This window comes from Arthrobacter sp. MDT2-3, from assembly GCF_059090465.1.
On record NZ_JBNHFS010000009.1, the window covers coordinates 1 to 14264 of the forward strand.

11 protein-coding genes and 1 tRNA gene are annotated in these 14264 nt (G+C 64.7%); 5 read left to right on the forward strand and 7 right to left on the reverse strand.

The window, feature by feature from the left end; genetic code table 11:
* The first annotated feature begins 433 nt into the window (after positions 1-433).
* Positions 434-943 carry an SRPBCC family protein gene (locus AC5RUQ_RS19785; protein ID WP_493948977.1) on the forward strand — a complete coding sequence of 170 codons (510 nt, stop codon included), beginning with the start codon at positions 434-436 and terminating at the stop codon, positions 941-943.
* A gap of 73 nt (positions 944-1016) precedes the next feature.
* Here AC5RUQ_RS19785 and AC5RUQ_RS19790 read toward each other — a convergent pair whose 3' ends face one another.
* Together AC5RUQ_RS19790 and AC5RUQ_RS19795 are read right to left on the reverse strand one after the other, a co-directional pair.
* Positions 1017-2048, reverse strand: coding sequence for a LacI family DNA-binding transcriptional regulator (locus tag AC5RUQ_RS19790; protein ID WP_493948978.1), 1032 nt, complete (start codon positions 2046-2048; stop codon positions 1017-1019).
* Positions 2049-2050: 2 nt separating this feature from the next.
* Positions 2051-3778: a glycoside hydrolase family 13 protein gene (locus tag AC5RUQ_RS19795; RefSeq protein ID WP_493948979.1), complete on the reverse strand. Its 1728-nt coding sequence runs from the start codon at positions 3776-3778 to the stop codon at positions 2051-2053.
* A gap of 217 nt (positions 3779-3995) precedes the next feature.
* On the opposite strand from AC5RUQ_RS19795, the gene AC5RUQ_RS19800 reads away from it, so the two are divergent.
* Complete coding sequence (locus AC5RUQ_RS19800; protein WP_493948980.1) at positions 3996-5366, forward strand: FAD-binding oxidoreductase; 1371 nt, start codon at positions 3996-3998, stop codon at positions 5364-5366.
* A gap of 2 nt (positions 5367-5368) precedes the next feature.
* Here the strand turns inward: AC5RUQ_RS19800 and AC5RUQ_RS19805 are convergent, their stop codons facing one another.
* The 4 genes from AC5RUQ_RS19805 to AC5RUQ_RS19820 form a co-directional block, all read right to left on the reverse strand.
* The gene (locus tag AC5RUQ_RS19805; protein ID WP_493948981.1) at positions 5369-6787 is read right to left on the reverse strand and encodes a DUF4032 domain-containing protein; all 1419 of its coding nucleotides are present in this window, start codon (positions 6785-6787) and stop codon (positions 5369-5371) included.
* Between the two features lie 113 nt (positions 6788-6900).
* Positions 6901-7983, reverse strand: a complete 1083-nt coding sequence (locus tag AC5RUQ_RS19810) for an ABC transporter ATP-binding protein (RefSeq protein WP_050056295.1) — start codon at positions 7981-7983, stop codon at positions 6901-6903.
* 211 nt (positions 7984-8194) lie between these two features.
* A complete protein-coding gene (gene otsB, locus AC5RUQ_RS19815) occupies positions 8195-9037 on the reverse strand; it encodes a trehalose-phosphatase (protein ID WP_493948982.1) in 843 nt (280 codons plus the stop codon).
* Entirely contained in the window at positions 9027-10529 is a 1503-nt protein-coding gene (locus tag AC5RUQ_RS19820; protein WP_493948983.1) for an alpha,alpha-trehalose-phosphate synthase (UDP-forming), read from the reverse strand. Before AC5RUQ_RS19820 ends, otsB begins: the two co-directional genes overlap by 11 nt.
* 179 nt (positions 10530-10708) lie before the next feature.
* Here AC5RUQ_RS19820 and AC5RUQ_RS19825 point away from each other — a divergent pair, with 179 nt between their 5' ends.
* Together AC5RUQ_RS19825 and AC5RUQ_RS19830 are read left to right on the forward strand one after the other, a co-directional pair.
* Positions 10709-11584 (forward strand): DsbA family protein, encoded by an 876-nt coding sequence (locus tag AC5RUQ_RS19825; protein WP_493948984.1) that lies wholly within the window; start codon positions 10709-10711, stop codon positions 11582-11584.
* A 164-nt stretch (positions 11585-11748) separates the two neighbouring features.
* Positions 11749-11822 (forward strand) — tRNA-Thr (locus AC5RUQ_RS19830).
* A 29-nt stretch (positions 11823-11851) separates the two neighbouring features.
* Here AC5RUQ_RS19830 and AC5RUQ_RS19835 read toward each other — a convergent pair.
* Complete coding sequence (locus AC5RUQ_RS19835) at positions 11852-13273, reverse strand: FAD-binding oxidoreductase (RefSeq protein WP_493948985.1); 1422 nt, start codon at positions 13271-13273, stop codon at positions 11852-11854.
* A gap of 512 nt (positions 13274-13785) precedes the next feature.
* Here AC5RUQ_RS19835 and AC5RUQ_RS19840 point away from each other — a divergent pair.
* The gene (locus AC5RUQ_RS19840; RefSeq protein ID WP_163165722.1) at positions 13786-14088 is read left to right on the forward strand and encodes a DUF4193 domain-containing protein; all 303 of its coding nucleotides are present in this window, start codon (positions 13786-13788) and stop codon (positions 14086-14088) included.
* Positions 14089-14264: the final 176 nt, after the last annotated feature.

Sequence of the window (14264 nt, forward strand, 5' to 3'; positions counted from 1 at the left end):
GGGAGGGTGTGGGAGAGTAGGTCACCGCCGGACATAAATTACGAGCAGGGCCCTGACAAACGACGTCAGGGCCCTGCCGCATTTAACAAACAAAACACCACCACAGCACCCAAGGCAGCCAGCCCACCAGATCCCACCCCTGGTGCGACCCGCCATCACCTCCCGCACCAAACGCCGCAACCCCCCATCACCTCCCGCACCAAACGCCGCAACCCGGCATCACCTCCCGCACCAAACGCTGCAACCCGCCATCACCTCCCGCACCAAACGCCGCCGTCGAACACCCCGCCAAAGGTCCGCCCGCCACGCCAACACCCGTGGAAGCTGATGGAGGGTTGGACGAAAACCCGTAGGAGGTGATGGGGCGTGACCGGGAAGGGCGCAGGAGGTGATGGGGCGTTGGGGAGGGGTGGCGCGGGTAGAGTTGAACACCATGGACAGCCTCTTCAGCCACGGCAAACCCTTCGGAAGCAATGACAAGAGTCCCATCGAGCTCCTCGAACCTGTGGTCAACACAGTGGTTGTGCCCGGAAGCGTGGCTCACGCCTTCGCCGGCTTCACCGACCACACGCACCTTTGGTGGCCCTTGGATACGTTCGGCGTGTACGGCTCGGGGTCCTATGTGGAGTTCGAGGAAAACCTCATCCTTGAAACAGCTGACGACGGCCGGACCAGTATCTGGGGCACCCTCGACGACTGGCAACCGCCGCTGTCCTTCCACGCCACGTGGCACCCCGGCTCCAGCGCACTGTGGTCCACCGAACTGCTGGTGGTCTTCCGGGCAGTGGCTGACGGCACGGAAGTACGGGTGTTCCACGAGGGCTGGGAAGGGGCCGAGAACCCGGCCGCAGAGCGCGCACGGTACCTTGCCGCCTGGCCGACGATTCTTGCCAAGTATTGCCGGTTTATGGGCGTCCCTGACGCCGACGTGGCCAAAGCCTGACGCAGTCCCAAAATTCTACGACAGGCCCCGCAGTTTGGGGTCAACGGCATTGACGTCAAGGCAGCTGCCCCAGTCAGGCCGGCGGCACCGCCGTGCTGGTCCTGATGACGAACTCGGTCGGATACTCCTGGTCAGCATCCGGCGATACCTGGGCTCCGTCGCGTTCTCTCGCGGACTCAAGCAGCTGCAGGGCTGTCCTGGCGGCCAAAGCGCCCTGTCCGCGGGGGTCCTGGTCGATCGTCGTCAGGCCGAACGTTTCACCCAATTCGTGGCCGTCCATGCCCACCACCGAGAGATCGCGTGGAACCTGTAAGCCGAAGTCCCGGGCGGCGAGGATAGTGCCCACGGCCATCTCGTCGGAGGCAGCGAACACCGCTGTGGGGCGTTCCGGGGTAGTGCCTAGTAGCCGGCGGGCAGCCGTGTATGCGCCCTGGACAGTGAAGTCGGCGGCGATCTGCCATTCAGGGCGGACCTCCAAGCCGGCGGCCGCCATGGCTTTCTGATAGCCCGCGTGCCTGATACCCGGCAGCTTGAAGTCCTGGTCGAGGGCCGCGTTGCCGGTGACATGGGCTATCCGGGTGTGCCCGAGCCGGACCAGGTGGTCGGTGGCCATACGGGCCAGCCGCTCGTCGTCGATCCTGATGGTAGAAGCACCGGGCAAGGCGCCGCCGATGCCCACAATGGGGCGATGGACGGCCAGCAGCTGCTGGATCTCCGCATCGCTGAGCACCAGGGCCACGGCAATTACCGCATCGAGGCGTTTCCGGAGCAGGAAATCGTTGAGCACGCGGTGACGATGCTCCGGCTCGTGGCCCACGTTGTAGAGGGTCAGGTCGTAGCCGGCGTCCAGAAGGACTTCAGATACACCCTCGAGAACCGACGAGAAGTACCAGCGATGGATGGCGGGAACCACGAGGCCAATGTTGTGGTTCCGCCCGGAGGCAAGGCTGGAGGCATGATAGGACGGGACAAACCCCAGTTCCCCTGCCGCCTCCAGCGCCAGTTTTCGGCTCTTTGCCGAGACATTCGGTTTACCGCTCAGCGCCCTCGAAACGGTGGCTACGGACAGGCCCGCCTTGTCAGCAACATCCTTGATGCCCGCCATGCTCACTCTGCTGGGTTGTCCGATCCAATCCTGATCCAGGCGGTTTCGCCCGACGCAAGGAGACCCGAGGCTGTTGAGGTGCTGCGGACGAGGACCTGGCCCGCAGGCATTTCCAGCGGCTCGTGGTTAAGGTTCATAAGCACCAGCGTAGTGCCGTTAACATACGCCAGGGATGAACCGGTGCACCAATCCTCCGCCCACGCCAATGACCCACGACCCAGATCCAGCTCGCGGCGGACGGCCAACATGCGCCGGTACAGGGCGAGGTGCGACGACGGCGATTCGGCCTGTACGTCCCGTGCCAGTCCGTTGAACGAGGAAGGCAGCGGCAGCCAGGGGTCGCTCCCGGAACCAAATCCAAGGTGGCGCTCGTTGGCGCGCCATGGCAACGGAACCCGGCAGCCGTCCCGGCCCAGCCGTTCCCCGCCAGTTCTCGCGAACGTGGGGTCCTGGCGAAGGTGCTCAGGGATGTCGATGCCGTCCGGAAGTCCAAGCTCCTCACCCTGGTAGACATAGGCCGCCCCCGGAAGCCCGAGCATAAACAGCGAGGCAGCAGCGGCCCGGTGCCGGCCCAAGGCCGTATCCGGCTGCGGATCTGCGGGTCCGATGCCGTCACCATCGCGGGGCCCATGCCCGTTATAGCCGAAGCGGCTGGCGTGCCGGACGACGTCGTGATTGGAAAGCACCCAGGTGCTGGGAGCGCCGACGGCGTCCAAGACCGTCAGGCAGTCCGTGATGACCGAACGCAGCCGGTATACATCCAGCCCTGCGTGCAGGTACGGAAAGTTGAAGGCCTGGTGCATCTCGTCCGGCCTGACCCACTGCGCAAGCCGGGGGAGGTCAACGCTGGCCTCTGCACAAAGAATCCGGTCCGGGCCGTACTGGTCCAGGATCCTGCGCCACTCACGGTAGATCCCGTGGATGGCCGGCTGGCCGAACATCGGTGCCTCATGGCCCGGGAATCCGTCCGAACTTCCGCCGTCGGCCCGACCTCCCCACGCGGGGAGCCCCGGGGCCTTGACCAGCGCGTGGGCCACGTCCACGCGGAAGCCGGAAACGCCGCGGTCAAGCCAGAACCGGAGAATCCGTTCGAATTCGGTGCGGACGGCGGGGTTGTCCCAGTTGAAGTCAGGCTGGGATGAATCAAAAAGGTGCAGGTACCACTGCTCCGGCTGGCCGTCCGGCCCGGTCACTCGGGTCCAGGCTGGTCCGCCGAAGTGGGACTGCCAGTTATTGGGCGGTTCATGGCCGCCAGGTCCAAGGCCGTCGCGGAAGATAAACATCTCCCGTTCCGGGCTGCCGGCCGGCGCCGCGAGGGCTGCCTGGAACAACGGGTGCTGGTCCGAGCAGTGGTTGGGCACCAGGTCCACGATGACGCGCAGGCCCAGCCGGTGGGATTCGGCCATCATGACGTCGAAGTCACCGAGGGTGCCGAAGATCGGGTCCACGTCGCAGTAGTCGCTGACGTCGTAGCCGGCGTCGCGCTGGGGGGAGCGGTAGAAGGGGGACAACCATACAGCGTCGACTCCGAGGTCCGCCAGGTGCGGCAGTTCCTCTGTGATGCCCGCAATGTCCCCCACGCCGTCGCCGTTGAGGTCACGGAACGAGCGGGGGTAGACCTGGTAAATCACGGCGGAGCGCCACCAGCCGGGCTGGCTGTCCTCTTGGTGGACCAGGGTCAGCGGCCCGGTTCGGGGAGTGGTGGTGAGCGTCACAGTTTCGACAGACATGGAAGTAAGCTTAGACGCTTTGCCGCCGATTATGGAAACGCTTCCACACCCGAAGACAGGGGCAGCCGCTCAGAATCAGCCTTTTCGCAGGTCAGGCACTGGAAGCGCTTGCAAGAGTTTTTCAAACGCTTACTACCGCCAGCGGAGCCCTTCGCGCTGCCGCCCCACAGCACCGTCCTACACTGGTGGGACGTGTGCGACGACGGATGGAGGCTTCGTGGGAAGCGTAGTTGAGGAGCTGGAGACCGTACTGGCGGCCGGCCAGGTGGACCGTGCGGAAGCGACCCTCAGCCGGTACGCGGTGGACCAGGCGCCCATCCTCGACTACCAGCTCCCGCTGGCGGTGGTGTTCCCGGAGTCAGTGCGGGACGTACAGGCTGTGGTGCGGATCTGCGCGGACAGTGCAGTGCCAATCGTGCCTCGGGGCGCCGGGACCGGAGTCTCCGGCGGTGCCCATGCCACCCGGGGCTGCATCATCCTGTCCCTCGAACGCATGGACCAGATCCTGGACCTGAATCCTGACGACGAAACAGCAGTGGTGGAACCAGGGGTCATCAATGCCGTGCTAAATGAGGCGGCAGCGGTGCATGGCCTGATGTACGCGCCGGATCCAGCCAGCTTCCGCACCTCGACCATCGGCGGCAACGTTGCCACCAACGCAGGCGGCCTGCGGTGCGCCAAATACGGGGTCACCAGGGACTCTGTCCTTGCGCTGGACGTAGTGCTGGCTGACGGATCCCTCATCCATACCGGCCACCAGACCTTCAAGGGCGTAACTGGCTATGACCTGACGGGCCTGTTCGTCGGCTCGGAAGGAACACTTGGCATTGTGGTGGGCGTGACCGTGCGCCTGAAGTATCTTCCCCGGGAAGTGCACACAGTTGCCGCTTTCTACCCGGACTTCCGTCTCGCCGCGGCCGGGGTCCTTGCCGTAGGCAGGGCACGGGTGCAGCCCGCCATCATGGAATTGCTTGACGGCGGTACGCTGGCCCAGCTGGATGAGATCCACGGATCGGACCTTACGGCACGCGGCAAGTCCCTGCTCCTGGTCCAGACGGACGGCTTCGGTGCCGCAGCCGAGGCGGAAGTGGTCCGGGAGGTCCTGAAGGCCGGCGGGGCAACTGTCACCACCGAAGCCAGCGCGGAGGCAGAACGGCTGGTGGAGCTCAGACGGCACAGCAGGGGCGTGGAAGTGGATGATGAGTACAGAGTGGGAGAGGACGTCGCCGTGCCCCGCTCCCGGCTGGTTGACTACGTCGCTGCCCTTGAGGCCATGGCCGCCAGCCACGGCGTGCACCTCAAGGTGGTGGCCCACGCGGGCGACGGCAACCTGCACCCCACCTTCTGGATAGACCGGAAGGACAGCATGGTGGATACCGCCGCCATGGCGAGGCTCCAGCAGGTCCTTGATAAATCCATCACCGCAGCCCTGCAAATGGGTGGAACCATTACCGGGGAACACGGCGTGGGGCAGTACAAACTGCGGTGGCTGGGCCAGGAGCAGCCGGAACCGGTCCGGGAGTTCCAGCGCAGGATCAAGGAACTGTTTGACCCTGCCGGCATCCTGAATCCCGGCAAGGCAATCTAGCCTTAGTCGTCCGAGTCCGGGTATTCCTCGATCGACTCGTCTGCGCCGTAGCGGGACTCTTCAGTTTCCACCTCGAGGATCTTCAGCAGCCCGGTGTCCGGGTTAAGCATGATCGCGGCCTCGTCCCGGCGGTGCCGGAGGATGGAGTCGATGTAGGACTGGACGGCCTCGGCCAGGGGGATGTGCCGTTCCTGCTTTTCGGACATGTACCAGCGGTGCTCCAGGACCTCATGCACCACTTCTGCGGGCTCCAGCTTCCCGGAAAGGTCCCGCGGGATGGACCTGACGATCGGCTCGAAGATCTGGCTGACCCAGAGGTGGGCGCTGTATTCCTCGTCCATGTCCGGGTTGTTGTCCGCCCGGAAGGAGTCCATGTCATTAAGGAGCCGGCGGGCCTGGTTTTCCTGCGCGTCGATGCCCGTAAGCCGCAGGAGCCGCCGCTGGTGGTGTCCGGCGTCCACCACTTTGGGCTGCAGCTGGATGGTGGACCCGTTCTGGGTGGTCTTGATGGCGTATTCCTCGACGTCGAAGCCGAGTTCGTTGAGCCGGCGGATCCTGGCACTCACGCGCCACCGCTCACCGAGTTCGAAGGACTCCTTCTCCGTCAGTTCTGCCCACAGGCGGCGGTAGCTGTCCATGATCAGCTCGCTCGTGGCCACGGGGTCGACCTTTTCCTCGATCAGCCCGCCGTCCAGCAGGTCCATCAGCTCGCCGGCGATGTTCACGCGTGCGATTTCCAGGTCGTACTCGCGCTGGCCCGTGGACAGGTCCGGATACAACTCACCGGTTTCGGCGTCCACCAGATAGGCGGCGAAGGCCCCGGCATCGCGGCGGAACAGGGTGTTGGACAACGAGACGTCGCCCCAGTAGAAGCCAATCAGGTGCAGCCGCACCATCAGCAGCGCCTGCGCATCGATGAGGCGGGTGAGCGTGTCCTTGCGGAGCATCTGCGAGAACAGGGCGCGGTACGGCATGGAGAACTTCAGGTGCCTGGTGACCAGCACCGGGTTCAGCGGCCTGCCGTCCAAGGTGGTGCGGCCGGTGATGACGGCGACGGGCTCGACGCAGGGAACATCCAGCCGTGCCAGTTTGCGGAGCATGTGGTATTCATGCCGGGCGACGTGCTCCGAGGTTTCCTTGATGGCGATCACCGAGCCGCCGAGGTGGGCAAAGCGGACGATGTGCCGGGAAATGCCGCGGGGGAGGGCAGCCAGGTTCTCCGCTGGCCAGTCCTCCAGCGCGATGTGCCACGGCAGGTCAAGCAGTTCAGGATCAGCCGCTGCTGCCGTAATGTTCAGCGAACTGGAGACCGAAGCGAGCTTGCCGTCGTCCGCACTCGCCGCCACGAACCGGGGCAGCTTCCCCACCTGCCCATAGTCGGTGGGTTCGTCGTGCCACTGGGCGCTGTATTCCTCGGTCATGGGTCAATTCTTCCGTACGTAGGCGTGGCCAGCTAATTCTTCTGCCGGCACGGTTAAAGGCCGACGGCGGCCGTCCAGTCAAGGAGGGCCGCCGTCGGTTTATGCGGTGGGGACTAGTCGCCCAGGCGCAGGCCGGTCTTGGTGTCGAACAGGTGCACGTGGCCCGACTGCGGACGGACGTAGATGGACTCGCCCTTCATCGGGGGGCGGCGGCCGTCGACACGTGCCACGATGTCGTGGTCCTTGCCGTCAAGGGTGGTGTGGCCGTAGACGTAAGCGTCGGCACCCAGTTCCTCGACGACGTCGACCTCTACCTTCAGGCCTTCGCCGTGCGGAGCGGTCTCAAGGTCCTCCGGGCGGGAGCCCAGCGTCACGGTGGAGCCATGTGCTTCCTGGAGGACGTCGCGCGGTACCGGGTAAACCGTGCCGCCGAACTGCACGCCGCCGTCGACGACCGGCAGTTCGAGCAGGTTCATGGCGGGGGAGCCGATGAAGCCGGCCACGAAGACGTTCTTGGGCTTGTCGTACAGGTTGCGCGGGGTGTCCACCTGCATCAGCAGGCCGTCCTTCAGCACAGCGACGCGGTCGCCCATGGTCATTGCCTCGACCTGGTCGTGCGTCACGTAGACAGTGGTGACGCCCAGGCGGCGGGTCAGGGATGCGATCTGGGTGCGGGTCTGCACACGGAGCTTGGCATCCAGGTTGGAAAGCGGCTCATCCATGAGGAAGACCTGCGGGTTACGGACGATGGCGCGGCCCATGGCAACACGCTGGCGCTGGCCACCGGAGAGCGCCTTCGGCTTGCGGTCCAGGTAGGGCTCGAGGTCAAGGAGCTTGGCAGCTTCACGGACGCGCTCGGCGCGCTCTTCCTTGGAGACGCCGGCGATCTTCAGGGCGAAGCCCATGTTGTCGGCCACAGTCATGTGCGGGTACAGCGCGTAGTTCTGGAAAACCATCGCGATGTCGCGGTCCTTCGGCGGAACGTCGGTGACGTCGCGGTCGCCGATGAGGATACGGCCTGCGTTGACGTCCTCAAGACCTGCGAGCATGCGCAGGGAGGTGGACTTGCCGCAACCGGAGGGTCCAACGAGGACGAGGAATTCGCCATCGGCGATGTCGATGTTGAGCTTATCGACGGCGGGCTTTTCTGTGCCCGGGTACAGACGCGTAGCGTTATCAAAAGTAACTGTAGCCACAGTTATCAATCCCTTCACCGGCAGGTACGTGCCGGACGATCCGTTGTGAATGGTTCATGTTTGTTCAGTTTTGTGCTGCAAACGTTCTTCAACCGGGGTTGGAGAGCGTCGAGTGACGCCGCACGGTACTTGTGCGCCACATCACAAGCAAGAGTATGTCAGATGTTGTGCTTTTAGTCGCAAATGTTACGGACGTCACATATGACCTTGCTCAACTTCTGCCCTGAAAGCCCTGTTGGTCTTCCTCGGCAACAGCAAGGCTCCGCTCCTGAAGCAGCACTTCCAGCATCTCCGCCACGTGCACCGGTGCCTCCACGCGGTACTGGGCCTGGGTGAAGTCCAGGCCCACCTTCACGCCCACGTCCCCGGGCTCCAGCCGGGCCAGCGCATCCTCGTCCGTCGTGTCGTCGCCGGCAAACAGGACGGCGGTGGCCCCGGTGACCTGGCGAAGGAAGGTAACGCCCTCGCCCTTGGAGGCGTTGACCACAGAGGTTTCCAGGACGCGCTTCCCGTCCTTGAGGAAGACGCCCTTGCGGCCCTCCAGCACCGAGCGCGCGGCAGATACCGCGTCCTGCGCCACGTCGTCGTCCGCCAGTCGCGTGTGCAGGACCACCCCGGCGGGCTTGTCCTCCAGCCTGGTGCCTGGTGCCTCCTCGACGATTTCCGCAAGGATGCTGCGGACCTCGGCAAGCAGGGCCTGTTGCTCCTCATCGAGCGTCAGTCCGGTCGATCCCGGCCCCAGCCAGGCCTCTGCCCCGTGGCTGCCGATCAGGAGGGTGTCCACCGGGGGCGACGCGACCGTGCGCAGGCTCGCAAGGGCGCGTCCGGAGATGAGCGCCGTTGTCGTCCTCGGCAGCACGGCGAGGCCGGCGAACGCCGTGGCGGCGCGGGGAAGGGGGCGGGCGTCGTCGGCGTGGCCCACGATGGGAGCCATGGTGCCGTCGAAGTCCATGGCCACCAGCAAGTGATCCGTTGCAGCGACGCGCCGAAGGGCCTCGCGAAGCTCAGGTGTCAGTGCCAACTTGCCGTTGCCGGCCCGGTCCTCAGGAGTCATCACGGACCGCCTTCTCCTCAAGGGCCCGGAGGAACTCGGCAGACCAGTAGTCCACGTCGTGCTCAAGGATCTGCTTACGCATGGCCCGCATCCGCCGCGAGGCATCCCGGGGCGGCAGCTCCACAGCCCGCATGATCGCGCCCTTCAAGCCATCGATGTCGTGCGGGTTAATCAGCAGCGCCTGTTTGAGCTGGTCGGCCGCGCCGGCGAACTCGCTGAGCACCAGGGCGCCGTCGTTGTTGGTGCGGGCCGTGACGTACTCCTTGGCCACCAGGTTCATGCCGTCCCGCAGGGCGGTTACCAGCATGACGTCCGCTGCCAGGTACAGGGCCACCATCTCCTCCACAGGGTAGCTGTGGTGCAGGTAGCGGACCGCGGTGTTCTCGAGGGTGTCGTAGGTGCCGTTGATGTGGCCTACCGTGCCCTCAACCTCCTCCCGCAGGAGCCGGTACTGTTCAACGCGTTCGCGGCTGGGGCTGGCCACCTGGATCAGCGTGGCATCACCAACGGACAGCTTGCCGTCGGCCAGGAGTTCCTCGAACGCCTTCAGCCGGTGCCGGATGCCTTTGGTGTAGTCGAGGCGGTCCACTCCGAGCAGGATGGTTTTCGGGTTGCCGAGGTCCTGGCGGATCTGGCGCGCGCGCTCAATGATCTCGGGCTTTTGGGCCAGCTCCATGATTTGCTGGACGTCGATGGAAATGGGGAACGCCTGGGCGCGGGCGATGTGGGTAATTTCCCCGTTCTGGCCCTTAACGTGTACCTGCTGCTGCTTGACACTGGCGCCCAGGAAGCGCCGGGCGGAGCGCATGAAGTTTCCGGCGTCGCTGGGCCGCTGGAAGCCCACCAGGTCCGCGCCGAGGAGGCCGTCGATGATGGCCTGGCGCCAGGGCAGCTGGGCGAAGATCTCCGGCGGGGGGAACGGGATGTGGTTGAAGAAGCCGATCCGGAGGTCCGGCCGCGCCTCCCGAAGCATCCGTGGCACCAGCTGCAGCTGGTAGTCCTGGATCCACACAGTGGCGCCATCGTCAGCATGGCGTACGACGGCGTCGGCGAACCTTCTGTTGACCGTGCGGTAGGCATCCCACCACGTCCGGTGGAATTCCGGCGGGGCGATGACGTCATGGTAGAGCGGCCACAGTGTGGCGTTGGAGAAACCCTCGTAGTAGAGCTCTACGTCGTCAGCGCTCAGCTGGACCGGAACCAGGTCCATGCCGCCGTGGCTGAACGGTTCCACCGTCTCATCCGGGGCGCCGTGCCAGCCCACCCACGCGCCGTCGGTCTTGGTCATCATCGGCGCCAGTGCCGTCACCAGGCCGCCGGGGGACCGGCGCCACCCGGAGCCGTCGTCGCCGCTTTCGCCCGGGGCGCAGCGGTCGACGGGCAGCCTGTTCGAGACCACCATGAAGTCATACTTTGTTTTCCCGCTGCGGCCGGAGCCGGCGGCGCCGGACCCGGCTGCGGTGGCAGGTTTTTCCTGGACGGGTGTTTGCATTGCGGCCCCCTGGGGTTGCTTGTGCCTCTCAGCCCACCCTAACGGGACGGAATCTTCCATGCTATTCGTCCGTTGGTCAATCCGGCAGAATACTTGAAAAGGCAAGCTCTCAGCTTTCTCCCCTAAAATAATGGGGTTGCCACGAATTGGTCCCCCTCGTCAATCGACCCAAGGAACACATGAGCCCCGCAAACGAAGTACGTAAGTCCAAAGCTGAGCGAACCGCGGAGGCCCGCGAGAAAGCGCGGCTGATCCGTGAAGCCCAGCTGAAAAAGGACAAGCGCAACAAGCTGCTGATCGGGTGGGGAATTGTGGTGGCCGTTGTGGCCATCCTGGCGGTGATCGCGCTGGTGGTGACGACGGGCATCCGGCAGAACACGCCCATCGCAGACCAGGGCCCGGTGCCTGCCAGCGCCAACGTCAACGGTGGTGTGACCCTCTTGGCCAACACCGAAGTCAAGAAGACAGACACGGCGACGGTGGACATGGCCAACCTGCCGGCCAAGCCGGATGCGCAGCCCAGCCCGGTGGTGGCACCTGGCGCCGAGGCCGAGGCCGGCCAGCCCGTGAAGGTGATTGCCTACATCGACTTCATCTGCCCGGTCTGCCTGCGGTTTGAAAACACCTACAACGAAGCCCTCACCACGCTCCGTAATGAAGGCAAGATCAGCATGGAGTACCGTCCGCTGGGCTTCCTGGACCGCCAGTCCAGCACCAACTACTCCTCACGCGCCGCCAACGCTGCCGCCTGCGTAGCCGACAAGGCGCCGGAAAAGTACGCCGAATATGTGGACGTTCTTTTTGCCAACCAGCCTGCCGAAGGCGGAGCCGGACTCTCTGACGACAAGCTGAAGTCCCTTGCCAGTGACATCGGTGCGGACATCAACAGCTGCGTGGACGACAAGACCTTCCGCCCCTACGTGAAGTACTCCACCGAGCTGGCAGCGAACACGGGTATCACCGGTACGCCTACCGTCTTCATTGACGGCAAGCAGTGGGACGGCGCAACCGACCTGAACGCTGAGATCCAGGCGGCCATCGACGCCAAGGCCTAACGGTCTCCGCCGAACATGAGGGGCCCGCCTCCGGAACGCTTCCGGAGGCGGGCTTTTCCGTTGCCCGCTTCTTCCGTGCCGGAACTGAGGCGGCGTTTTTACCACCGGGAAGACTTGGGCTAACCTTATCTAGCGCCGTTCAGGCGCTCGCCCGCAAGGGCAATGCCTCCTTAGCTCAGTTGGCCAGAGCACCGCTCTTGTAAAGCGGGGGTCGTCGGTTCGAATCCGACAGGGGGCTCAGAGCGGCAGTCCATCCTGAGGGACGTTTCACGCCTGCGTCGGCGGGATGTTGTGGTTCAGGCGCAGGAGATTCTGCGGATCATAGCGGTTCTTGAGTGCCACGAGGCGTTGGTACTTATCCTGGCCGTAGGCACTCCGCGCGGCGTCCGCCTCCTTGATGCCCAGCTCCGCCCCCAGGAAGTTGACGTATTCCCCCTGCTCAGCGAACGGCCGCATCAGGGCGTAGGCCTTGCGGGCGAAGGCGGTCAGCCGCTCGTCCTCGGCGGCCTCACGCCAGAACCCGTAAACGTTCAGCCAGTAACGCGCCGACCGGTTCGGAAACGCTGTTGCCTCCTCCGGGACCCGCCCGAACGCGCCCTCCAGGTGGTGGATGTCGATACCGGTTCCCTGCCACGCCAGCTCGGAGGCGAAACCCACCACGACGTCGGCCACCTCCTCGTCCAGCCGCGAAAACGAAACGTTCTTCCAGTAGCCGCGTGAGCCCTTGGGGAACACCGCGTCCATGGCGCTCTGCCAGTCCAGCCACGACGTGGGCCCCACTTCCTCCTCGTCAGGCGGGGCATCGGCCCGGAGCTGGTCAACGAGGTTGAGGCCGGCCTGGTGGTCGTCGCCGGCCCAGGCGAATCCAAGAATCATCCAGGGCTCGTCGCCCATGCCGAAATCGGGCGGAAAGACCAGGAAGGAGATGATCGGGTTCATCTCATCGGGCAGGTCCCGGGTCCAGGCATCGAAGGCCAGCAGGGCGTGCTTCCAGTGCTGTCGCCGGTAGAAGAGGTTGCCGCCCAAGGGTGCCGCCGGCAGGGGATGGGCGCGGAAAGTGAAAGAGGATACGACGCCGAAGTTTCCGCCACCGCCGCGCAGCCCCCAGAACAGTTCCGCGTTCTCGTCCGCGCTGGCGTGCAGGTGTTCGCCTGCGGCGGTGACGATGTCCGCGGCTTCGAGGTTGTCCAGGCTCAGGCCTCCGGTTCGGGTCAGCCAGCCCACCCCGCCGCCAAGGGTGAGTCCTGCCACCCCTGTTCCACTGATGACCCCCAGCGGAACAGCCAGCCCCTGTGCGGCCGTTGCCCGGTCCACATCAGCCAGGGTAGCTCCCGGCTCAACGGTGGCGAGCCGTCGTTCAGAGTCCACCTGGACAGCCCGGAGTGATCCCAAGTCCAGCACCAGGCCGCCGTCAACAGTTCCGTGGCCGGCAATGTTGTGCCCTCCGCCGCGGACCGCCAGCGCCAGCCCGCTGCGCCGCGCAGTATCCAGAACAACGTCAATGTCCGAGACTGCCCCAGCCTTTGCGATGGCTCGTGGGCGGAGATCGACCATGCCGTTCCATACGGCCCGGGCTTCCTCGTACAGCGGATCCTGTGGCTCGATTAAGGGTCCCTGCAGCCGCACTCGCAACTCATGCAGTGACTGCTGGACGTCACGTTCCGGATCGTGGTGATGAACTGTGGCCATCGCTGATGCTTCCGGGTCAAAGGGCGAAAACTACTCACAGGGGATCCCGATGCCCGGAGTTTAGGAGCAGTTCCGCGGGCCGGTCAATAGCCTCTTCTTTCGGCCGCGGCCGTCCCGAATCCAAGGCCGCATCCGCTTTCAACAGGAGAACAGGATTAATGTCCGCGAGACAGGGACGAAACGCGGCCACAACATTGGCTGCGTACGGTCGGGGGCATGACAGCTAACTTTCCAGCCCGTATCCAGGCCTGGTTCGCGGATACCTTTTACTGCGACACTCCCGGCCAAGCTGCAGATGCCATGGCAGATGCGACGCGGTGGGGCTGGCTTCCGGCTCTCAGCGGCGTGGCTGTCGGAGCAGACCAAGCGCGGGAAAAGCACCTGATATCTGCGGCGGAACCGGGCAGTATGTCTGGTTGAGCACACTTTTGCGCTCGTGAGGGCATAATGACCTAAACTGCTTCACTGAGGTGCCTGAAATGGCGCTGTGCAGCAACGAAAGTGAACATGCAATGGCTACCGATTACGATGCTCCACGCAAGCAAGAAGAAGAGTCTCCCGCCGACTCCCTGGAGGCCCTGCAAGCCTCCCGTGGCGGCAACGCGCAGACGGCAGTGATCGACCTCGATGAAAATGACACGGCCGAGGGTATCGACCTGCCCGGCGCCGACCTTTCCAACGAGGAACTGACAGTCATCGTTGTTCCGGAGCAGTCAGATGAGTTCACTTGCTCCTCCTGCTTCCTGGTCCGCCACCGGTCCCAGGTGGCCCGCGAAAAGAACGGCATGAAGTACTGCCGCGATTGCGAAGGCTGAAATTCCATACGAAGAACAGCGCCGGACACTCCATTGGGCGTCCGGCGCTGTTTCGTCTTTCCGGCACCGTTATCCGGCATAACGGCCGGGTCCAGAAACGGCACCGGAACGGTTAAGGACGGCGGCAAAAAGGCCCCGGATTTACTGCCGCGTGATGCGGATCCTGGCTTCCTCAC

Excerpts from the sequence above, each read along its gene's own strand:
- AC5RUQ_RS19785 (WP_493948977.1), top strand. The coding sequence starts at position 434 with ATGGACAGCCTCTTCAGCCACGGCAAACCCTTCGGAAGCAATGACAAG.
- AC5RUQ_RS19790 (WP_493948978.1), bottom strand. The coding sequence starts at position 2,048 with ATGGCGGGCATCAAGGATGTTGCTGACAAGGCGGGCCTGTCCGTAGCC.
- AC5RUQ_RS19795 (WP_493948979.1), bottom strand. The coding sequence starts at position 3,778 with ATGTCTGTCGAAACTGTGACGCTCACCACCACTCCCCGAACCGGGCCG.
- AC5RUQ_RS19805 (WP_493948981.1), bottom strand. The coding sequence starts at position 6,787 with ATGACCGAGGAATACAGCGCCCAGTGGCACGACGAACCCACCGACTAT.
- otsB (WP_493948982.1), bottom strand. The coding sequence starts at position 9,037 with ATGACTCCTGAGGACCGGGCCGGCAACGGCAAGTTGGCACTGACACCT.
- AC5RUQ_RS19820 (WP_493948983.1), bottom strand. The coding sequence starts at position 10,529 with ATGCAAACACCCGTCCAGGAAAAACCTGCCACCGCAGCCGGGTCCGGC.
- AC5RUQ_RS19825 (WP_493948984.1), top strand. The coding sequence starts at position 10,709 with ATGAGCCCCGCAAACGAAGTACGTAAGTCCAAAGCTGAGCGAACCGCG.
- AC5RUQ_RS19835 (WP_493948985.1), bottom strand. The coding sequence starts at position 13,273 with ATGGCCACAGTTCATCACCACGATCCGGAACGTGACGTCCAGCAGTCA.
- AC5RUQ_RS19840 (WP_163165722.1), top strand. The coding sequence starts at position 13,786 with ATGGCTACCGATTACGATGCTCCACGCAAGCAAGAAGAAGAGTCTCCC.